The organism is Wolbachia endosymbiont of Litomosoides brasiliensis (assembly GCF_013366805.1).
Classification (GTDB): Bacteria; Pseudomonadota; Alphaproteobacteria; order Rickettsiales; family Anaplasmataceae; genus Wolbachia.
Map to the genome: position 1 here is coordinate 1 of NZ_WQMO01000017.1, position 20,775 is coordinate 20,775.

At 34.5% G+C, this 20,775-nt stretch carries 19 protein-coding genes and 3 pseudogenes; 7 read left to right on the forward strand and 15 right to left on the reverse strand.

The window, feature by feature from the left end:
* Nucleotides 1-120: 120 nt before the first annotated feature.
* Entirely contained in the window at nt 121-255 is a 135-nt protein-coding gene (locus tag GO684_RS06060) for a hypothetical protein (protein WP_410543312.1), read from the forward strand.
* 283 nt (nt 256-538) lie between these two features.
* Here GO684_RS06060 and tmk read toward each other — a convergent pair whose 3' ends face one another.
* Entirely contained in the window at nt 539-1,141 is a 603-nt protein-coding gene (gene tmk, locus GO684_RS03925) for a dTMP kinase (RefSeq protein ID WP_175939115.1), read from the reverse strand.
* Nucleotides 1,142-1,249: 108 nt separating this feature from the next.
* Here tmk and GO684_RS03930 point away from each other — a divergent pair, with 108 nt between their 5' ends.
* Nucleotides 1,250-1,822: a thioredoxin family protein gene (locus tag GO684_RS03930; protein WP_175939117.1), complete on the forward strand. Its 573-nt coding sequence runs from the start codon at nt 1,250-1,252 to the stop codon at nt 1,820-1,822.
* Nucleotides 1,823-1,827: 5 nt separating this feature from the next.
* Complete coding sequence (locus GO684_RS03935) at nt 1,828-3,546, forward strand: cation:proton antiporter domain-containing protein (protein ID WP_175939119.1); 1,719 nt, start codon at nt 1,828-1,830, stop codon at nt 3,544-3,546.
* Between the two features lie 50 nt (nt 3,547-3,596).
* Here the strand turns inward: GO684_RS03935 and GO684_RS03940 are convergent, their stop codons facing one another.
* From GO684_RS03940 to GO684_RS03975, 9 genes and pseudogenes are all read right to left on the reverse strand, one after another.
* Nucleotides 3,597-4,220, reverse strand: coding sequence for an SURF1 family protein (locus tag GO684_RS03940; RefSeq protein ID WP_175939121.1), 624 nt, complete (start codon nt 4,218-4,220; stop codon nt 3,597-3,599).
* A 67-nt stretch (nt 4,221-4,287) separates the two neighbouring features.
* Entirely contained in the window at nt 4,288-4,419 is a 132-nt protein-coding gene (locus GO684_RS05630) for a hypothetical protein (RefSeq protein WP_255419662.1), read from the reverse strand.
* A 32-nt stretch (nt 4,420-4,451) separates the two neighbouring features.
* The gene (locus tag GO684_RS05320; protein ID WP_246228225.1) at nt 4,452-4,676 is read right to left on the reverse strand and encodes a ferritin-like domain-containing protein; all 225 of its coding nucleotides are present in this window, start codon (nt 4,674-4,676) and stop codon (nt 4,452-4,454) included.
* 82 nt (nt 4,677-4,758) lie between these two features.
* Entirely contained in the window at nt 4,759-5,253 is a 495-nt protein-coding gene (locus tag GO684_RS03950; RefSeq protein ID WP_175939123.1) for an RDD family protein, read from the reverse strand.
* Complete coding sequence (locus tag GO684_RS03955) at nt 5,253-5,891, reverse strand: HAD family hydrolase (protein WP_175939125.1); 639 nt, start codon at nt 5,889-5,891, stop codon at nt 5,253-5,255. The genes GO684_RS03950 and GO684_RS03955 overlap by 1 nt, the downstream gene beginning before the upstream one ends.
* Before the next feature lie 598 nt (nt 5,892-6,489).
* A pseudogene (locus GO684_RS03960) lies at nt 6,490-7,353 on the reverse strand (transposase).
* 755 nt (nt 7,354-8,108) lie between these two features.
* On the reverse strand, nt 8,109-9,386 hold the full coding sequence (glyA, locus tag GO684_RS03965; RefSeq protein ID WP_175939126.1) for a serine hydroxymethyltransferase: 1,278 nt from the start codon (nt 9,384-9,386) through the stop codon (nt 8,109-8,111).
* A gap of 45 nt (nt 9,387-9,431) precedes the next feature.
* The gene (locus GO684_RS03970; protein WP_175939128.1) at nt 9,432-10,643 is read right to left on the reverse strand and encodes an MFS transporter; all 1,212 of its coding nucleotides are present in this window, start codon (nt 10,641-10,643) and stop codon (nt 9,432-9,434) included.
* Nucleotides 10,644-10,850: 207 nt separating this feature from the next.
* Nucleotides 10,851-11,825 (reverse strand): annotated as a pseudogene (locus GO684_RS03975) (IS630 family transposase).
* Between the two features lie 207 nt (nt 11,826-12,032).
* Here GO684_RS03975 and GO684_RS05635 point away from each other — a divergent pair.
* Complete coding sequence (locus GO684_RS05635; RefSeq protein ID WP_255419663.1) at nt 12,033-12,155, forward strand: hypothetical protein; 123 nt, start codon at nt 12,033-12,035, stop codon at nt 12,153-12,155.
* 298 nt (nt 12,156-12,453) lie between these two features.
* Nucleotides 12,454-12,681 carry a hypothetical protein gene (locus GO684_RS03980; RefSeq protein WP_175939130.1) on the forward strand — a complete coding sequence of 76 codons (228 nt, stop codon included), beginning with the start codon at nt 12,454-12,456 and terminating at the stop codon, nt 12,679-12,681.
* Nucleotides 12,682-12,698: 17 nt separating this feature from the next.
* Here GO684_RS03980 and ffh read toward each other — a convergent pair whose 3' ends face one another.
* The 5 genes and pseudogenes from ffh to era form a co-directional block, all read right to left on the reverse strand.
* Nucleotides 12,699-14,042, reverse strand: coding sequence for a signal recognition particle protein (gene ffh / locus GO684_RS03985; protein ID WP_175939132.1), 1,344 nt, complete (start codon nt 14,040-14,042; stop codon nt 12,699-12,701).
* A complete protein-coding gene (locus GO684_RS03990; RefSeq protein ID WP_175939134.1) occupies nt 14,027-15,577 on the reverse strand; it encodes a proton-conducting transporter transmembrane domain-containing protein in 1,551 nt (516 codons plus the stop codon). The genes ffh and GO684_RS03990 overlap by 16 nt, the downstream gene beginning before the upstream one ends.
* A 444-nt stretch (nt 15,578-16,021) precedes the next feature.
* Nucleotides 16,022-17,008: pseudogene (locus GO684_RS03995) on the reverse strand (IS630 family transposase).
* Nucleotides 17,009-17,461: 453 nt separating this feature from the next.
* Nucleotides 17,462-18,289 carry a 3'-5' exonuclease gene (locus GO684_RS04000; protein ID WP_175939136.1) on the reverse strand — a complete coding sequence of 276 codons (828 nt, stop codon included), beginning with the start codon at nt 18,287-18,289 and terminating at the stop codon, nt 17,462-17,464.
* A complete protein-coding gene (gene era, locus GO684_RS04005; RefSeq protein ID WP_175939138.1) occupies nt 18,282-19,166 on the reverse strand; it encodes a GTPase Era in 885 nt (294 codons plus the stop codon). The genes GO684_RS04000 and era overlap by 8 nt, the downstream gene beginning before the upstream one ends.
* A 205-nt stretch (nt 19,167-19,371) precedes the next feature.
* On the opposite strand from era, the gene GO684_RS04010 reads away from it, so the two are divergent.
* Together GO684_RS04010 and GO684_RS04015 are read left to right on the forward strand one after the other, a co-directional pair.
* Nucleotides 19,372-19,650 carry a hypothetical protein gene (locus GO684_RS04010; RefSeq protein WP_175939140.1) on the forward strand — a complete coding sequence of 93 codons (279 nt, stop codon included), beginning with the start codon at nt 19,372-19,374 and terminating at the stop codon, nt 19,648-19,650.
* Between the two features lie 133 nt (nt 19,651-19,783).
* Nucleotides 19,784-20,185 carry a hypothetical protein gene (locus GO684_RS04015; RefSeq protein WP_175939142.1) on the forward strand — a complete coding sequence of 134 codons (402 nt, stop codon included), beginning with the start codon at nt 19,784-19,786 and terminating at the stop codon, nt 20,183-20,185.
* The last annotated feature ends 590 nt before the right edge of the window (nt 20,186-20,775 follow it).

Genomic DNA, 20,775 nt, shown 5'->3' on the forward strand with positions numbered 1-20,775 from the left:
ATGAATATATTTCTTGAATAAACGTTGCAATGCTTAAGAGCAAGAGAAGCTTTTCTTGTTATGGATTGTGCTAGTTGACATAAATCAGAAAATTTAAAGGTACCTAAAAACATCGAGGCTATATACCTACCACTATACTCACCAGAGCTCAATCCTACTAAAAGACTCTGGTTATATATAAAACAGAACGTCTTGCGCAATAAGGTCTATAAATACAATTACTTTGCTTGGGAGTGCTTCGTGCAAATTCATTAACTCTCTTTTTCACTCCGAATTAAACAACTCTGCAATGTTGCTTATTTGCCTATTAATGATGAGAATAGATATAAATATATGCATCTGGTATAGATATTTTAGTGCGATTATTAGAAATTTAAAGTTTAAAACAGCACTACTGGAAGTTAAGGTAAAAAGGAAAGGCAAGTTAGAGAAGGTTTAAATGCGGAGAATAACTTAAGTGTAGACAGCAAATTATTTCCCTACAAACGGTGTTGAAGTTAGCCTTTTACTTTTTTTATTTTTTTTGACAAAGCTGGCTTTATTGCATGGTACTGGTGACTTTGTTGACAATTTCAACATGAACTTGATTGTTATCTTTAGCTTTAATTCCAGTTATAACACTACATCTATCGGGCTCCTTTATAGCTATTTCTTGAAATCCTTTTTGAACCTTATAGTAAAAACTAATGTTCATCTTTTCATATTTGTTTTTATCCTTTGCTCTGTTCAGCCCAATTTGAACATCAATATCTAGGATAAATGTGACATTTGGGCGTTTAATTTTTACTAATTCGTGTAGGTCTCGTATTAGCTCTAGGTCAATACCAAGTCCGTATCCTTGGTATGCAATAGTTGAATCGATAAATCGATCACAAATTACTATCTTGCCTTCTTTTAGAGCTGGTAATATTACTTTTTTAAGATGCTCATATCTAATTGAGGTGAGTAGCAAAAGTTCAGAGATAGGATCAATACTGTCCTTAAGTAGTATCTCTCTTATCTTTTCTGCAAAGTTAGTGCCACCTGGTTCTCGAGTTAATACCACATTATTTTCACCGCGAATTTGCTTAAAATAATTTGCAAGCAACTCAGACTGTGTTGTTTTACCAGAGCCGTCTATTCCTTCAAAAGTTATGAACATAGGTTTTGATTGTAATACTAAAAAAGGATATGCAAATAGTATATACAGGAACTGTTTGACATTTAAGTAATAAGACTGTAAGTTATAGGTTGTAATGCTCTCTAAGCTATGGTTACTCTGAATACTCCTAAGGTAGATTTTGACTTCACTGCGAAGGATTTCAATCTTCTAGGGGTGGATAACAAATACTATACATTAAGTGATTGTTATGGAAAAAATGGTCTTATTGTAATGTTTATATGCAACCACTGCCCTTACGTTCAATCAATTATTAGTAACCTGATAAGTGATGTTAATTTGTTAAAAAAGAATTATCAGATAAGTGTCATTGCAATAATGCCAAATGATGTAAATGAATACTCAGAAGATTCCTTTAAAAATATGATTGATTTTGCCAAGGAAAATAAGTTTACATTTCCATATCTGATTGACAGTAAACAGGAAGTGGCTAAGGAGTACGGTGCTGTTTGTACTCCTGACTTTTTTGGCTTTAATGCTAATTTAAATCTCTGCTATCGTGGACGTTTTAACAATGCAAAAAAAGAAAAAATCCAAAACTATGAAATAGGGAGTAGTGATTTATTTCAAGCTATGAAATTTATTGCAGAAACTGGTAATCCTCCTGTTGACCAAAAACCAAGTATTGGTTGCTCAATTAAATGGTCTAATTCTACAGGTTAAATATCATGCACAGCGGTTCTCAACATTTGTTTGATATTATAATTTTACTCTCCGCTGCTGTCTTTATAGTCATAGCGTTTTGGAAAATGAATATCAGTCCAGTGCTTGGTTACTTTGTTGCAGGTGCATTGATTGGTTCTCATGGATTTAATCTAATACATTCAGCAAAAGCAATGGATAACTTTGCAGAATTTGGCGTAGTGTTTCTGTTGTTCATTATAGGTCTTGAGTTGACGTTTGAACGTCTTATTGCTATGCGCATTCATGTATTTGGATTTGGTTCCCTTCAAGTTATAGTCACTATGGTAGCAATATGGTGCGTTGCTCTTGCTTTTGGAGTGAATACAAATATGGCAGCAGTTATTGGTGGCGGGCTTGCATTATCCTCAACAGCAATAGTGTTACAGGTCTTGCAGGAAAAAGGTTCTCAAGCAAGTCAAGTTGGTAGGTTGTCAATAGCAGTGCTATTAATGCAAGATTTTGCAGTGGTGCCGTTAATAGTATTAGTGCCTCTACTTACTGGTAACTCTGAGAACAGTCTGATAAGTTCATTAACAGGTTCATTGTTACAAGCAGCTATTGCATTAGTAATGATATTTATAACTGGTAGGTTATTACTTAGACCTTTATTTTCGATTATTGCTAGAATGGAAAGTAATGAGGTCTTTATATCAACTACGCTTTTAATAATATTAGGAGCAGCATTTATTACTGAGCAATTTCGTTTATCAATGGCATTAGGTGCATTTGTTGCTGGATTATTAGTTGCGGAAACAGAACATAGACACTCAGTAGAACATGCAGTATTGCCGTTTAAAGATTTGCTACTCGGCTTATTTTTCATGACTGTTGGTATGTCTATCAACATAGATCTTTTGCTCAATAAGTTGCCATTAATTACTTTATTATCGATTATCCTGATAGTTTTAAAAACATCTATCATATACGTGTTGTGTAGATTTTTTGGGTTTAAGTGTGCTCCTGCTATACAAGCTGGGCTGCTGCTTGCACAAGGAGGTGAGTTTGCATTTATTCTATTTCGTTTAGCAGATGAATTAAATGTGCTGCCAAGCGAAATTGCTCAAGTGCTTATGATGATGACCACAGTAACTATGGCTTTCACTCCTCTTTTGTCTGGACTTGGAGATTGGATAGTAAGTTCTTTTAGTACTGAAAAAGTAATACTAGATGATGAAGCTGTTGAGACAGATACACAAGATCTTTATAACCATGTAATAGTTGCTGGATTTGGTAGGGTGGGATATATGGTAACAAAAATGCTTACTGCAGAACATTTAAGTTATGTTGTTGTAGATATTCAATCAAAAATAGTCAAGGAAGGGAAGAGTGACAGCTTCCCTATATACCTTGGAGATGCTACAAGATATGAAATTTTAAAATCAGTAGGAATAGAAAGAGCCCAAGCTCTTGTGATCTCAATAAAGAATGAAGTTACTATAAAGAAGATTGTTTCTTTGGTTGCGACAAATTTTCCACATGTAAATATTATAATACGTTTACCAGATCTAAGTAATGTAGAGGTGTATAAAGATCTGGGAGCTAGCAAAATCATTCCTGAGACATCTGAGATGGGGTTGCAATTAGGTGGAGCAGCATTGAGCTTAAGTGGAATTAGCGAAAGTGGAGTTGCATTTTTAAAGAGTAAGTTTAGGAAAGGTAACTATAGCATGATAAAGGACATTAGCGGTGATATGGATGAATAACGTTTTTTTTAAAACTCTCTTCTGTTATCTCAGTTTGTAATCGGGTAAAATCAGCTATTTAGATAGTATTTGTTTTGTCTATAATAAGCTATACACATAATTGACCAAATCAAAGAAAGCGCGAACCAAGTTATCGCATACTCCAGATGCTTCATTGGCTGTATAGCTAATTTCCCGCTGAAACCTTTCTGCCACAGCATACACTTTTCTAGCTCAATACCTAATTCATTGGAGATTTCTTTTGTGCTAAGGGTAAACCACGTATTCAAAGCAATATTATTCTTGATTAACCAACTTTTGCTTTTACTGCTATCACAGTATAAAATACCATCAGCGACTACTTTTACGACTTTTGCTTTTTCCTCTTTTTTTTCTCTGACTATCCCTTTGTTCACTAGCATATAACGTCCAGTAGTGAGTAGCATGGGAGAGAGTGTGTGATAGCCGCGCTGCCCTGCAAAAACATATAGTTCTATGTCACTTAGAATCCCATCGATTTTGACATGCCTGTAGTTAAATCGTGCAAGATCATTATTAGGCAATAAATGGACGACTGGAAGACTCATATTTTGGATAATATTACTCTTCCAGTTCAACTTAAACAACTGCCACAACCCTAATAAAAAAAGAAGTAAGCAAGGTATAATTAAAATAAATATTGTTTTTTTTAACACTCTATATTTGTTTGCATTCTTAGATAATTCTCAACACCTATAAGCTCAATGAGATTAACCTGCTCTTTTAATCCAATGGGAAGTGCTCTTCTTCATTTTCTAATAGCTCTCCTAATAAGTTGTACTGATAAAATCCCTTTCCTTTTTTTTCAGCCATAGAAGTTACCTCATTATAGTCTTTTATTCCTTCTAATTTCAAGTTAACTTCTAAGATTTTCCGTATTGTATCTTTTATAAATTTCCCTCATACTTTAAGATCTCATTTGTATCTTGAAAGTTTGGTACACTTTTAAGCAATAAAGTTCTTTTTGCCTGCTTGTTTGCGTGCTCAAGTTCCTCATCAAGTTTGTTTTTTATCTTTTCTGCGAGTTTATTAATTCTATTCTCTTTGAGGGTTAAAGAATGCGGAAGACACTGGTATACAGAAGTCAACTCACCGATTAATAATTTGTTCAAATGCTTTACCATCTCTTTATTGATAATTTTCCTGTAGTTAATCCATCGGTATAATCTATATAACAATGAGTATGGTATCAATTCATTTGATAGTTCCTTTCACAACAATCGTATTAAATAGCATATCGTGATATGTCTGTTTTTTCTGAGAGAAGCAAGCAACCAAGTACCAGCAGAAAGTGAGCGGCAACATGATTACTCCCAGTACGGTTAAGGCACTTACTAACGCGTTTTGTTCTTGGAAAAACTCGATGAGTATAGCTATTACGTTGTTTAATAAATGAAGAAAAAACTGAGAGATGCTTCTATCAAATGCTAAACTCAAGCCTATTTTAGAACCGTCTAAGCTTATGGTATGTATGTTCATTAACTGCTGACCGGGAGTTGCTTGAGCTGCTGAAGATATAAAATATGTGAAGTAACTACAATTTACACACATATATGATAGATCTAAAATTAACGGAAAATTCTTCAACAACAGTATAATTAATAAGTTTGGAATTAATAAAACTGCTATATCTATTAAATACGCGCAAAGGCGCCTTTTTATACTTGTAATCTCTGTTACAGTGTTCATTATCTATCTTTCAAATATTTTATTATGAAATCTGTAAGTCTGTTAAAATGTTGAAAACATAACAAATCTTCGTAGCCACTTATTGGTTGGCCATATATAATAGGTAAACAACTGGCGTTTTGTGCACACAAAATATCTGTGATACTGTCCCCAACAAAAAATACGTTTCCTCTATCTATGGGCAATGTACTCTCTTCCAGTGCAAACAATAATGGGGTTGCAGATGGTTTATCTTCTGCAGTATCGCATGAACCAACTACTCTTTCAAAGTAAGAATCTAGTTTAAAATAAGTGACTTCTTCACGTAAATTAGTATTTTTTTTGTTACTTACTATTGCCAGATAAATATTGTGGCTTTTTAACGTCTGCAACATTTTCTCTACTCCTTGGTTTAGAGTAATGTTTTGCAACAGTGCATTATCTAGGTATTGTTGGTATATTTGGTTTGCTTTTTTCCATTGATTGCCAAATAGATTGACCATATAGCTTTTTCTTGACTCATGGTAATTTCTATCAGCAGCTTTATTACTATATCCCATTGAGTCCAAGGTGTGCTGGATGGCATTAAAAATATTGTCTCGGGTATCAACTAAGGTGTTATCCCAATCGAATACTACTGCTAATGGGCTATTCTTCATTTCTACATTGTTACGTGTTTCAGGTTAATAAGTAAATAACATTTTAATGAAAAAAATGTAAATATGATGCCTTGATGATTAAAAGAGGCACTCCTTATCGCAAGTTGTGTTAATTGTTTTACATAATGGGCTATTACACTGGTTATTATATGTTTTATTATTAGCTAGGTACGATTAGGTCAAAAACACCTCTCAAAGAGATGTAGAAAAAAAATAAAGATATTTTTGAGCGTTCTCCAGGTCCTTTTCCAAAAGGAGCTTCATTAAAGGATAAAGTAAAGACCATTGCTGAGTTGAATTAGAAGCTTGAGAGTTGAAAGAACATGCAGTTGAAAAAGCACATCAAGATTTTGAAAGGATTGCTGAGCTTGCACCAATATATAAGGCAGGGGTATTTTCAGAAGTGGAAAAGTTGGAGGACAAAAAGTGATAAGAACTCTAAGACGCTCTGAAAAAGCCTACAGCAGAAGGTAAAAATTTTGAGCAAAATGGACAAAAAGGGACTTTTATGCAAACAGACATACAACCATCGGTAAATAAAGGGGGATTCAAACTTCACAAAAGCCTAAGTTACAAGCTGTTGTATCAATTTTCGTTATTAGTGGGTTAAATAAGTAACATTGCAGAGTTGTTTAATTGTGGAGTGAGAAGGAGGGGTGATAAATTTATACAAAGTGCTCTCAAGCAAAGCAATTGTATTACAGACTTTATTACGAAAAATGTTCCTGTTTTATATGCAACTAAAGTCTCTCAATAAGAGGGAGCTCAGGTAAGTCCAGTGGTAGGTATATAATTTTTAGGTACCTTTGAATTTTTTGATTTATGCCCACTAGCCAATCCATGACAAGAAAGGCTTCTCGTGTTCTTAAATATTGCAACATTTATTCAAGAGATATATTCACACAATCAGTATTAACAATCTGGTACAAATAAGCTAGAATTCTCTCCATTTCTAGGATTAACTGCACTGTAGAGACAAAAATTTTGTCTACCTAATTTTACTCTAACCTCTGTTCTAACGCCTTTTTAAACCACACGTATCCAACCTTCAAATGTGTGCCGAGTCGTGATTCATCAAAAAAAATAACTCTTGTTCATTGTGAATTGGTCTTGGCGCAATATACGAAAGCTTCATTTTTTACATATTAAGGTACACTGTAGACTTGCTGGCATTCAAGCTAAGTTTTTCTTAGATTCTTATTCTCATTTCTTTAATGGTAATATTAGGGTTTTCTTATATCCATACTTCAGATTGATCCTGATTCAATCTAGTTTTCTACGACGTTAAGGGAGGAAAACAAATTTTCTTCTCTTCCAAGTTTTAGGTGCTTTATCTATGTAATTAGTGCTGTTCTTGAAATCCAGCATATTTTTGCTACGGCTGTTATACTGTGCTTTTTTGCTGCAATTATAGTATTTAGTTTTTTTGCAACATATGCATTATTTTATACTTCCTTAGCATTTCTTTTGCTGACTCCACGACTTTTTTATCTAAATAATTTCAATGCCATTTAAACTTTGCTATTTTACTTACTTCGGCATGGCTTCTTTTCCATTATTGTCTATCCATTCTTGTACAGTGGAAATTGGTATTATTTGCATCAAATGTCAGACTGATTGTATGAGTATATTTCTTGAACAAGTGTCGCAATATTTTAGAACACGAAAACCTCTCTTGTCGTGGATTGTGCTAGTGGGCATAAGTCAAAAAATTTAAAGGTACTAAAAATATCGAGATTATATACCTGCCACCGTACTCATACCTGAGCTTAATCCTGTTGAGAGACTTTAATTACATATAAGACAGAGCATTTCGTGTAATAGAGCCTATAATATAATTGGCCTTGCTTGAGAACACTTTGTGCAAATTTATTGCCTTTCTTTCTTACTCTGCAATTAGACAATTCTGCAAGTCATTTATTTGACTTACTACAGTGAGAATTGGTATTAGATGGTAATCTTGCAAATTAGTGTACTATACGGACTTAAACGCTTTATAAGTGCACTTCAGCTTATAGTTAAGTAAAAACCGAGAAATGTTATGGAAACATAAAATGCACGTAGTGCAAAAAATAAATATGAGGCACCAATTACATAATAGCTTCTTTGTTTAATCTGCACAGATTGAAGATAATTAAACACCTTGATTATCACGACAAGAAAATTGTCGAAGTTTGTCAAGTGATTTTTTGCATCTCTCATGGCTTAGAGCGACTATTAATAAATAGGAAAATCATTACAAATCTCTTTAACTTTATTTTTAACCGTTTTCTCAATATCTGCGCTATTTCCGTTAATTAACCCCTGAATCACTTCATTTATTAGGTTAGCTATTTCTTTGAAATGCTCTGCTCCAAGTCCGCGTGTTGTCTCAGCAGCAGTGCCAAAACGCAGCCCTGAAGTGATAGTAGGTTTTTCCGTATCAAATGGTACGGAGTTTTTATTGCAGGTGATGCCGGCCCTTTCAAGGCTATCTACAGTACCTTTTCCAGTCAATTTTTGCGGTCTTAAGTCAACTAGCACTATATGGGAATCGGTGCCGCCGGTTATAACGCTTAGCCCATGCTTTTGCAACTCTTGAGCTAACACTTTCGCATTTTCCACAACTCTCTTGATATAGGCTTTAAACTCTGGTGCTAATGCCTCTTTAAATGCAACGGCTTTTGCAGCTATCACGTGCATAAACGGTCCACCTTGCAATCCTGGAAAAACTGTGGATTGAACTTTTTTGTGTAGTGCTTCATCATTTGTCATCACCACTCCGCCGCGAGGACCACGTAAAGTTTTGTGAGTCGTGGAAGTTATAATATGTGCATACTCAATAGGGGAAGGATATTCACCTGCTGCGATAAGTCCGGCATAATGAGCAATATCTGCGAGTAGATATGCACCGACTTTATCCGCAATCTCGCGAAAACGCTTGAAATCCATTTTTTTGGGGTAAGCGGAAGCACCAGCTATGATCAATTTTGGCTTATGTTCAAGTGCTAACCTTTCCACTTCGTCCATGTTGAGCAGATAAGTGCCTTGATTAACTGCATATTGAATTGATTTAAACCACTTACCGGAAAGGCTTGGCGCTGCACCATGAGTTAAATGTCCTCCACAATTTAGTGATAACCCAAGTATTATGTCTCCTGGAGTAAGTAGTGAAGCAAATATTGCTTGATTCGCTTGAGAACCAGAGTGAGGTTGAACATTTGCAAATCTAACATCAAACAACTTACAGAGTCTTTCTATAGCCAAATTTTCAACTTCATCCACATATTCACAACCACAGTAATACCTTTTGCCTGGATAGCCCTCTGCATATTTATTAGTTAGAAAAGAACCTTGTGCTTCCATTACTGCTTTGCTTGCAAAATTTTCTGATGCAATCAGTTGCAATTGTGATCTTTGACGCTGCAACTCTCTCTCTATAGATTGATAAATCTCGCTATCAAAAAACTTTAAATTACTTTTAGAATCACAGTTTTTCTCTGAAACGCTTGTCATAGGTAAGACTTCACTTCAATTTAATAACACCAAAATGCTACGAGCTTAAGACCTTTTCTTTAACCAAACGAATCCAAAAATAGCCAAAAGTAGACATATAGGGATAATTGACATCGCTTTTATTAGCAGCTCAACACCATATACAGGATTTCCTTGTATTACCGTTCTATCCCAGTACAAATCTACTATTTTTGCGATTCCAGTATGAAAAAAATAGCCAAAAACCATAACTATCGTGTTTGATACGGCTGTAGCCAAGCCTACCAAGCTATTGTTCACATAACTTATTGCTTTACAAATGATAAACGCTTGGTATCCAGATGCAAAGCCGATAATAAGAAGTGTAGGCAGTACGGCATACAAACCTCCAGCCTGTGTGAAAAGCAAGAGAAAGCTGGCGATCATTGCAAGGGAACACGCGATAATTGCTTCGTAGTACCTGTTTGGATGCTTCTCTAGGAAATAAGCTAAAGAGAACGACCCAGCTCCCGTGCCTATAAACATGAGAGAAGAAAGCGAGGACGCCATTTCTCCAGTTATTTGATATACTTCACATAAGAATGCCTTTGCCCAACCATCAGCGAAACCCTCCAACGGACCAACCATTAAGCCACCAAAAAAGCTAATCAGAATGATATGTTTGTTAAAAAGCACAGTTTTTAAGCCTTGAAATACGTTGTTACTTACATTCTTCTCTGTACTATTGCTTGGCGTTACACAGAACAGCAGTAGAGCAAGTAAGCAACCAAACGCTGAGAAAGCGTATATAACATAATCCCAACCAAACTTGTTGAGCAAGAAATCCAGGGGTAATCCGCCGTAAATAGCTCCCAGCAATCCTATTATTATGGATAAACTGACCATTCTTGCTGATTTTTCCTGCGAAAAATACATGCTCGCGATTTTAAAGATTCCAATTGCTGCAGCAGATGATCCAACTCCAACAACTACCCTGCCAAGCATTGAGTAATGCCACTCATCAAGGCATATGAGCGGTAATGTTCCAACAAACGTTAAAACAATACATGTAGGCAAAACAAATTTTGGCCCGAACTTATCAAGGGCAAGACCAATAGGTATATGAATAAATGTGTAGCCTATATAGTATAGCCCACCGAATTGACCAACATCCGTAATGCTTATGTTAAACTTCGTTATTAATTCAGGTGCAATTATGTTTGGGATTACGCGTAATACATATTGGTATGCATAGAACAGCGATGTTAATAACCATATTGAAAAATTTCTTTGCAGCATCAACCTCACCTCAAACCTGAAATTATAGGTACTTTATTTGTAAAAAACAATATTTTTATAAACGCTTGGTTTAATTTACTAAAATTTAACAGGTTAAATTCATAGCAAGTAAATAATTATACATCAACTAAATTTTTGTGTGTTAGCTGCTTAAACAGAACAAGGTATTTTATAAAGAAATTTTTTATCTTAGACTAATCCTCGTTATTAGTGCATTAAATAGGCAACATTGCGGAGTTGTTAATTGCGGAGTGAAAAAGAGAGGTGATAAATTTGCGTAAAGCGCTCTCAAGCAAAGCAATTGTGTTATAGACTTTATTACACAAAATGTTCTGTTTTATATACAACCAAAGTTTCTTAATAGGATTGAGCTTGGGTGAGTATGGCAGTAGGTATACAATCTTGATATTTCTAGGTACCTTAAATTTTTAACTTATGTTAACTAGCGCAATCCATGGCAAGAAAGGCCTCTTGTGTTCTTAAATATTGCGACATTTGTTCAAGAAATATATTCATACAATCAGTGTTAACATTTGGTGTAAATAAGGTAGAACTCTCTGTAAAGGAAAAATTTTGTCTACCTAATTTTACTTTAGCCTGTGTTCTAACGCCCTTTTTAAACTACTCGTGTCTAACTTTTGAATGTGTGAAACCACAATTCATCAAAGATGAATAACTCTTGTTCATGATACTTAGCAATAGTCTCATTAAGTTTTTTTTAAACACTTCCTATCTGCCTTGTATCTTGTTCATTGTGAATTGGTCTTAGCGTAGTATACGAAAACTTCATTTTTGCATATTTTAAGGTGTACTGTAGACATGACATTCAAGCCAAATTTTTCCTGGATTCTTATTCTCATTTCTTTAATGGTAATGTTAGGTTTTTTTTGTGTTCATACTTCGACTTGTTCAAGGCAACCCTGATTCAATCTAGTTTTTCTACGACGTTGAGGGGAAGTAAACGATTTTTCTTCTCTTTCAAATCTTAGGTGCTTTATCCATGTAGTCAGTGCTGTTCTTGAAATACAACATATTTTTGCTACGGCTGTTATACTGTGTTTTTTTGCTGCAAATTACAGCATTTAGTTTTTTTACAACACATACGTTATTTAGCACTTTCTTCAGCATTTCTTTTGCTAATTCCACGACTTTTTTATCCAATAATTTTGATTTCAACACTATTTAAGCCTTGCTATTTTACTTGCTTCAGTGTGGCTTCTTTTCCATTATTGTTTATTCATTCCTTACACAGTGGGAATTGGTATTAATGAAGATGTGCTAAAATCTGTTGAGTATGAGGCAATAAGTAATGTTATAAATAGCAATGAAGGCCCATTAAATAGATTCGGTTGACTATTTTAAATCAGCATCTGCAAATAAAAAATTGTAATGTCTTCTTCTGAGGCGGTATTGGGAGTGATATTTTCTCCACTTATTGTGCTTGCTACATTAATAGTGCTTGTAGCTATTGGAGCGCGTTATGCAGGAATAGGAAAGCTGGTGAAGAAATAAAGGAATGGACGATTGAAGTAGCGAAAATGATGAAAAGTTCACTTAGAGATTTTATCGACTAATTACCTATGGTCCAAGTAAGAGAGAGTAATTTCGGTAGGTTATATAGGGAGTTGCTTAAATCTGTTATAGATGCTGGTGACTCAAAGAAAGGAGGTGCAGCAAAGAATGCCTTGTGATTAGGTAAAGGTAATAGAAATACTTTAAAATAAGAGACAACGGCATGTTATAAAAGAATTAATATGGGGATGGAATCATTGATTTTTCAAAGGAAGGGGAAAACATTATAGACAAACTTGTGAAAGAAGCTCATGGTATCCATGAGAAAAATGATATGGTAGCACTTAGAGAGATTATGAAGAAGTTTCTACTTGCAGTTATGGTCGTTGGTAACAACATGAAAGAGGTAAAAGAGAAAGTTAATGGAAAAATTAAAACGGAGCTACCTTTTACAATAGAGAGTCCAAGTTCTGGTAAATACAGAAGGACAATTCAAGTACTAATGGCTTTGTTGCATGCTTATTAGCACCGAAAAAAGTTGCTCTACTTTCTGCTTAGCATATCTATTAAATCAGATTCTTTGAATTTGCTGTGGTCAATTTTGCTGAACTTGTTAATCATTGCGCTCATTTGATCGTATTGCTTAATTAAAAGATTGACATCCGATACACTTGTACCAGAGCCCTTTGCGATTCTAAGCTTTCTTTTGCTATTTAAAATAGCTGGATCTTGCCTTTCTTTTTTAGTCATCGAATTTATGATAGCTATATATTTTTTCACTTTGCTATCATCTGGTACTCCGCTGCTTAGCTTTTTTGTAAATGAGCTTGGAATGAATTTCATTATATTGGTGATACCATCCATTTTTTTTAGGGTTTTTAACATTCCCACCAAGTCGTTTAAGTCAAATTTGCCTTTTTTTACTTTCTTTTGTAATTTGTCAATTTCTTCCTGACCAACGATCTCGGCAGCTCTTTCAACCAATGAGACAACATCACCCATGTCAAGTATCCTTTTTGCAATTCTATCGGGGTAAAAAACATCAAGGTCACTTAGCTTCTCACCACAAGCAATGAACTTAATTGGGCAGTTAGTCACCATTTTCATAGAAAGGGCAGTACCACCACGTGCATCGCCATCAACACGAGTGAGAATAATACCGGTTACACCTATTGTTTCGTTAAATGATTTGGCTATGTTTACTGCATCCTGACCAATCATCGCATCTGCTACTAAAATAACTTCTACAGGTGAAGCTATTTTCTTCACAGCTTTTAATTCATTCATCATGTTATCGTCTATGTGAAGCCTACCCGCAGTATCTAGTATCAATACATCATAATTGTCTTTTTTTGCTGCCGCTAGTGCCCTTTTTGTAATTGCAATAGGCTTCTCATCTGTTACTGTAGATAAAGTTTGCACGTCTATTTGTTTCCCAAGCACTTCAAGTTGTTTCTGAGCAGCAGGCCTATAAATGTCTAAAGAGGCAAGCATCACTTTTTTCTTTTGTTTTTTTAGCTTTAAAGCAAGTTTTCCTGAGGTGGTTGTTTTGCCTGCACCTTGCAAGCCTACCATCATAATTACAGCAGGAGGGTTGGCTGCCAGATTTAGATCACTTTTCTCTGATCCAAGAATCGCAATTAAATTATCTTGTACAACTTTAATTATCATTTGTGCTGGAGAAACACTTTTTATGACTTTTTCTCCTATTACTTTATCTTTAATGTTGTTGATAAATTTTTTTGCGACTTCAAGAGAAACATCAGCTTCAATTAAAGCTATGCGTATTTCACGTATGACAAGGTTGAAATCATCTTCAGAAATGATAGACTTTCCCTTGAGCTTCTTAAATGCAGAATTTAAACTTTCAGTTAACGATCTAAACATAACAGCACTAACAGAATGCTTATCAAAAAAAGAGAAGAAGCTGAAACAAAACTCACTGAATTATAACTTAGCGCTTCTTTAAGTTTAGCAGTATCATTAAAGTATAAATTAGTGAGTGAATTGGTCAAGTTCTGCAGTGCAACAGTAGATATTTTTCTTATTTTGAAAATCAATTTGTTGAACAGTGAAACAACATAGGGTATGAGGGCTCTGAAGACCCAATCGATATCCATTTTAGAGTTTATTCTTGGTAAAAATAACTTACGTAAAGGAATAAATAGCAAAGTGGTACATAGTAGTAAATTAAGTTGCGACCAGATGTTTCTTGCGTTATATACAAGATTAAAAATTAATGGCCTGTTATAAATAGGCAAGTAAGGATTGCCGACGATCACGCATATAAATGTTAAAATAATCATAGATGCCCTTCCCCCTTTGTCTACTGAAAGTTTTGACCTACTTTTGGCGATAAATATGTAATAAAGAAACTTGAGCCCCACACTTAAGTAAAGTAATAAACTCAAAATCTTGTGCAAGTTTTTATACAATTCTAAATCAGTACCATTCATTTTAATTTCAGCTGCAATGTATGATTTGCTGATAAATCCAGCAGTTCCAGGAAATGCAGACATTGTAAGTATTGCAGTCAGGGTATACATTCCTTCTGCTGACATGAATTTACCCACTCTATTAAAATTCACTGCTTTTGTCCGCAAAATAATCGAGTGAGCAATAGTAGTAAGTAATAGTTGGTAGGCAATGGAGAAGATTATGTTAAGCACAAGTAGTGATACAGCATTTTCTGAGCGGCTAAGCAAACTCCCTTCTATAATTAGCATGCCCATTTGTCCTACAACGTTGTAGGCTAAAAATCTACGAATGTTTTGTTCAAGGGAAGTAAATATAATACCATAAATTGCAGTGATAGTGCCTAAGAATGCTAATATTTCAGCGTGATCTTGCCAAAGGTTGTAGGTATGAAAAAGTGCTACTAAAAAGGAAATCTTAGTAGTAAATATGGAAAGGTATGATGCACCGTGTAATGACGTGGCAGGGTATGCATCAACAACCCAGAATGAAAAAGGAAAACAAGCGCAATTTATTAATAAGCCTGTGATTATTAGATTGGGATTTTGAATCGCTAGCCCTGCTGTTAGTATAATCCCGGCAAAGAAGTGTACACAAGCGTATCTCATTGCAGGTCCGTTATCTTTGCAGCTGGCTGCGATAATAAAAGATGCGCTGATGGCCATTAATTCACAGAATATTATAACCAATATTATTTGCTTAGATAATATTGCACACAGTGAACTAAGAGTATAAGCAAAAAAGGATAGCACTTCTGAAAAGCTAAAATTTTTTGCCGGCAAGACAATTAAAAATGCGGCTGATAAAAAAGATATTGATATGATGCGGAAAGATAAGTCAAAATTTAGGACTGGGTAAGACCAATTTACTGTGACTTCAGGTAGTTTTAGAACTATAACCATTAATATAGTCAGCAGAAGTAACAGTGAAGATTTATAGAGTTGCACGATGATTTAAACTAATGTAGCCTATACTACCTTAATGTATGAGTAAAATCAATTCTCTTATAATTGCTCTTATGTAATTGCTCTTAACTACTAGTTAAACTAATTATCATATAGTTATATCAGGGTCAGGGATGAGGAAATCGGTCAGGTTAGGTTTTTAATCTAATCTGACCGATAGCTTTAATAGTGAGGTAAGCTTTAATATAACATCCTCAATTTATAGTGCTACACTCGTACATAATTTATTTTAAATTTGTGCACGAGTGTTAGTAGATTATTTACGTTTTAAAATAAAATTTAGCACTAATTTTTTATGGCTAGCATAGAATCTTTGCTGTTTTTTGTGTTGCATATATTAAAATGCTTATTATAGCATGAGATTACTAATAATATATATTTTAACCTAACAGATACAGAAAAGAGTACTGATACCAATTCTCGTTATTAGTGGGTCAAATAAGTGACGTTGCAGAGTTGTTTAATTGCAGAGTGAGAAAGAAAGGTAATAAATTTGCATAAAACGCTCTCAAGCAAAGCAATTATGTTATAGACTTTATTACGCGAAATGCTCTGCTTTATATGTGACTAAAGTCACTCAATAGGATTGAACTCGGGTGAGTATGGTGATAGGTATATAATCTTGGTATTTTTAGGTACATTTAAATTTTTGACTTATGCCAACTGGCATAATTCGTAACAAGAAAGGCTTTTCGTATTCTTAAATATTGCAACATTTGTTCAAGAAATATATTCATGTAATTAGTGTTGACATTCGATACAAATAAACTAGAGCTCTTTCCATTTCTGGAATTAACTGTATTGTGGAAATAAAAATTTTGTCTACTTAATTTTGCTTTAGCCTATGCTCTAATGCCCTTTTTAAATTACCCGTGTTTAACTTTCGAATGTGTGCCAAACCGAGATTCATCAAAGGTGAATAATTCTTATTCATGGGCTTATCAATAGTCTCATTAAGTTTTTTTGACTCTTCCCGTCTACCTTTATCTTGTTCATTGTAAATTAGTCTTGGCGCAACATATGAAAACTTCATTTTTGCATATTACGGTGTACTGTAAATTTTCTGACATTCAAGCAAAATTTTTTCTGAGTTCTTATCCTCACTTCTTTAAGTGATAATGTTAGAGTTTTCTTATATCTATGCTTCAACTTATTTCAAATTAACTTTGACCAATCTCATTCTTTTACGACGTTGAAGGAGAGTAAACAATTTTTCTATTTTAGCGCTTTATCCATGCAGTTAGTGTTGTTTCTAAAATGCAACGTGTTCTTGCTAAGCTGTTATATTGTGCTTTTTTGGTACAATTACAGCATTTAGTTTTTTTACACATATGCATTATTTCACACTTTCTTCAGCATTTCTTTTGCTAATTTCACTACTTTTTCATCCAATAATTTTGATTTTAACTCCATTTAAACCTCGCTATTTTGCTTACTTCAGTGTGGCTTCTTCTCTATTATTGTCTATCCTTTTCTTGTACAGTAGGAATTATTATAAGAACATAAGAAGTCTTTCTTATCATGTATTGTTATAGTTAGCATAAGTCAAAAAATTTAAAGTGCATAAAAATGTCGAGATTATATACCTGCCACAGTACTCCTGAGCCAATCCTATTGAGAGGCTTTGGTTGTATATAAAACAGAACATTTGCGTAGTAAAGTCCATAATGCAATTGCTTTGCTTGAGAGCGCTTTATGCAAATTTATTATCTCTCTTTCTCACTCTGCAATGTTGCTTATTTGACTTACTAACAGTGAGAATTGGTATTACATAATTGGAACAAAGAAATGTATTCCTTGGATGGATAGTTTCATTGTGCTTAGCATGGAAACAAAAGGAGCTAAACCCTTTCAACAATCTCCTACCTATCGTCTTTCACACTGCTTAGCTGAGTGGAGATATATTTTCCACTTCTCTTTAAATTTTTTTAAGTGCGTTTTTTTTTCACATTCCAAAAGTAGCTCCTCTACATTTTTGTTGTAGCTTTGAGTAGTAATTCTTCCCTGATGATGCATAAATCTCAAATAAATCAAATAAGTGTTAACTACGTCTGTTTCACAATAATCTCGAATTTCTTGTATTTTGCCACTATCATACAAATCTACAACTTGCGACCCATCAACTCCAATTTTACCAGGAAAATTAAATGCTGCACAAACCTCATTCATTTTTACTCTAGCAGAGGCTCCAAAATCAGAGAGAGATTCAAGTAAATCACAGTGCCAATCACTACTATATCTTTGATTATAGCTGTTCCACTTATCGCCGGCTTTATGAAAATATTCCGCTTGAATGCCATGGACCATAGCACGATATTTCAGTACCGGTATGTCAAAGGTGCGTCCATTGAAAGAAATTAGCCTTGGTTTTTTCTCCGATATGTAGTCAAAAAATTCTTTTACCAGCTCCTTTTCACTGGAGTCTAGTGTGCCTCCAGATCTAATTTCCTGAAGGGTGAATATTTCATAACCACTTTGGTAAGCCACACTGCAAAGTAAAAAACTGATAACTACGACTTGGTGGAAGGGCTGACGCAGAAAAGGGTTTTGTCCGTTTGTTATTTCAAGGTGATATTTTGTTAACGCGTCTCTCTTCTCTTTTACGCTACTGTTATCACTAATATCGAGTAAATTCCTGCAGGAATTTATGTCTGGTATAGTTTCAATATCAAAAACCAACAAAGAATTAAACATCACCTATATATTCCTCAGGGCGGTCAGTCCAAGGCCGCACTTTCACGAACAAGAACAGATGAACTTTACGCTCAAACAATTTTTCTAATTCAATACGTGCTTCAATGCCAATTTTCTTAATATTATTTCCACTCTTCCCTAACACTATTTTTTTATGACTATCTTTCAGTACGAATATCACTTGTTTTATGATTAAACTTTCATCTTTTTTCTCTTCAAATTGTTCAGTTCTGATAGCTGCAGAATATGGCAATTCTTTACGCAAATTCAAGAACAACTTTTCCCTTGTAATTTCCGCTGACAAAAACCCCGTTGAGGAATCGGTCACCTGGTCTTCTCTATAAAACCAAGGACTTACCGGTGCAACTTCAGATAAGTAATTCATCAGGTCAGAAAGTCCATCACTCTTTAATGCTGATGTTATAAAAGTTTTTTCAAATTTGTAAAGCAAATTCAGATGTTCGTACGCCATCTTTAGCTCGGGTTTTTTTACCAGATCAATTTTATTGACGACCAAAATGCACTTCGTTTTTGTGTGCTGCAGCTGTGCGAATATGGTTTTGATTTTTTCTATGTTTTTCAAATAATTACTCACATCGACAAGCAACAAAGTAACGTCATCACTCTTGATTGCCGACCATGCAGATTTGATTAGAGCTTTCTCAAGTTTTGTTTCCGCTGGAAATATCCCTGGAGAGTCAGTAAAGATAGTTTGTGTTTCATTGCATATTACAATACCCCTTATTTGTGTTCTCGTTGTTTGCACTTTGGGGGTAACGATCGCAATTTTCTTACCGGTGATGCTGTTAATTAGCGTAGACTTCCCTGCATTTGGTAAACCGGCTATGGTGACAAATAAGCATTTTTGTTTTTTCACAAAGGAGATTGTAAAGAAAACTAGATTTTAGTGTCAAGCATGACAGTGAGGAGAATTCTAAAACAATAAGCTTCAAAAGGATCTTATGCAAGATCTGATATTTAGGGAAATTATACTTTATTTATCATCTTTGAGTTTTATAATTGACAGAGAATGACATGGCAGATAATTCTCATTCTTATGAGAAACAGTAAAAGCCAAAGAAATGACATTACATCTAAATGGAGCTAAAACTATAGTTTATGAAGATGGTGGAGATGACAAATATACCGATACTTCAGGTATTTTTACTCCAACTAACATTGATGATGTCAAGCTATGTGACCTGCTGAAAAGGAAGGTAAAATTTGTGTATCAGAAAAAAGATGGCAACACAATTCAAATAAAAGACCTTGGTAACATTATAAGTACATTGCTTGCTATACAAAAAGCTATAGATGGTGAATCAATTCTTGCAGAAGAAGTGTTAAAAAGCCTATTGTAGATGCTATACTTAAAGCAATAGATCTAGGTAATTCGAATAAAAACATTGTTGAAACTAAGCTAGAAGACAAATTTGCTAAAAAAATGCTTCCAATCTGACGGGTGCAGCAAATTAAAAAGCTTTTGCAGAGAAAGTGCTTCCTGCAAGAGATGTCCAAAAATTAATCCTAGTGGAAAAACTTGGTAGATTTTTTGATACCACTGGTATAAAGTATAGCGGTCAAATAGCAAAGATCTTCTTAGGCGAAAAAGAAATGGAATTGACAACTAAGGGATTAGTTACTAAGCTATTTCCTAATGACAAAAAAGATTTAACTGATGAAGTTGCACAGAATCCAGATTTTTGCACTGCTGTAATAAGTGACTCAGGGTTGCGAGGCATAGTGATAGATAACTTGAAAGGCAATACAGATTTTATAACTGGTATTATAGTCCAGGTTAACGCTAAAGATCTAGTATTTCAAGACTCTGTAAAAGAAATAATGTCGCAACTGTCTTTTAGGATCTCAACAAGTGATGATGCTATGCTTTCTTGAGATTGGTAATCTACTGGGTAACGTTCCACCATGTTATTTCTGTACTTTCCTTATCATTCTAACGTGTGACACTGTAATCTGGTCGACTTTACCCTTGTATTCGATATAGATTCCGGGATGATAAAAGCAAACCCTCGTTAGTTATAAATCCTAGTGTCATGCAGTAGGGTTTACGCTCTTAGTAGGCTAAAATCGCAATGCTCTACAGCTCAGCCATTTTCATGATACCTCAACCCTTGCCTTTTCAATGCCACTGAGATCATATCTTCTTTTCTGATCGTGGGCTGAAATGACGCCTTAATTTTTCTGTTATACTAATACTCCTTTCCCTCCGTCATCCCAATGTATGACATTGGGACCTCGATTTTATTTTATAATTTCCTCACATAAATCAGCCCAATATAGATTTCTTTTCACAATCAAATTAATTTTCCATTCTCTTTTTTAGCTTTTTATATCAATTTTCTTTGTTAGCAAGTCAAATAGAGTGACATTGCAGAGTGAGAAAGAGAGAATAAATTTGCAAAAAGCGCTCTTAAGCAAAGCAATTTTATTATAGACTTTAATTACGCAAAATGTTCTGTTTATAT

Bases quoted from the DNA above. Each gene is read 5' to 3' on its own strand.
- GO684_RS03930 (WP_175939117.1), top strand. From the start codon at position 1,250: ATGGTTACTCTGAATACTCCTAAGGTAGATTTTGACTTCACTGCGAAG.
- tmk (WP_175939115.1), bottom strand. From the start codon at position 1,141: ATGTTCATAACTTTTGAAGGAATAGACGGCTCTGGTAAAACAACACAG.
- ffh (WP_175939132.1), bottom strand. From the start codon at position 14,042: ATGTTTAGATCGTTAACTGAAAGTTTAAATTCTGCATTTAAGAAGCTC.
- GO684_RS05635 (WP_255419663.1), top strand. From the start codon at position 12,033: ATGTCTTCTTCTGAGGCGGTATTGGGAGTGATATTTTCTCCACTTATT.
- GO684_RS04000 (WP_175939136.1), bottom strand. From the start codon at position 18,289: ATGTTTAATTCTTTGTTGGTTTTTGATATTGAAACTATACCAGACATA.
- GO684_RS03970 (WP_175939128.1), bottom strand. From the start codon at position 10,643: ATGCTGCAAAGAAATTTTTCAATATGGTTATTAACATCGCTGTTCTAT.
- glyA (WP_175939126.1), bottom strand. From the start codon at position 9,386: ATGACAAGCGTTTCAGAGAAAAACTGTGATTCTAAAAGTAATTTAAAG.
- GO684_RS03950 (WP_175939123.1), bottom strand. From the start codon at position 5,253: ATGAACACTGTAACAGAGATTACAAGTATAAAAAGGCGCCTTTGCGCG.
- GO684_RS03935 (WP_175939119.1), top strand. From the start codon at position 1,828: ATGCACAGCGGTTCTCAACATTTGTTTGATATTATAATTTTACTCTCC.
- GO684_RS04010 (WP_175939140.1), top strand. From the start codon at position 19,372: ATGACATTACATCTAAATGGAGCTAAAACTATAGTTTATGAAGATGGT.
- GO684_RS03955 (WP_175939125.1), bottom strand. From the start codon at position 5,891: ATGAAGAATAGCCCATTAGCAGTAGTATTCGATTGGGATAACACCTTA.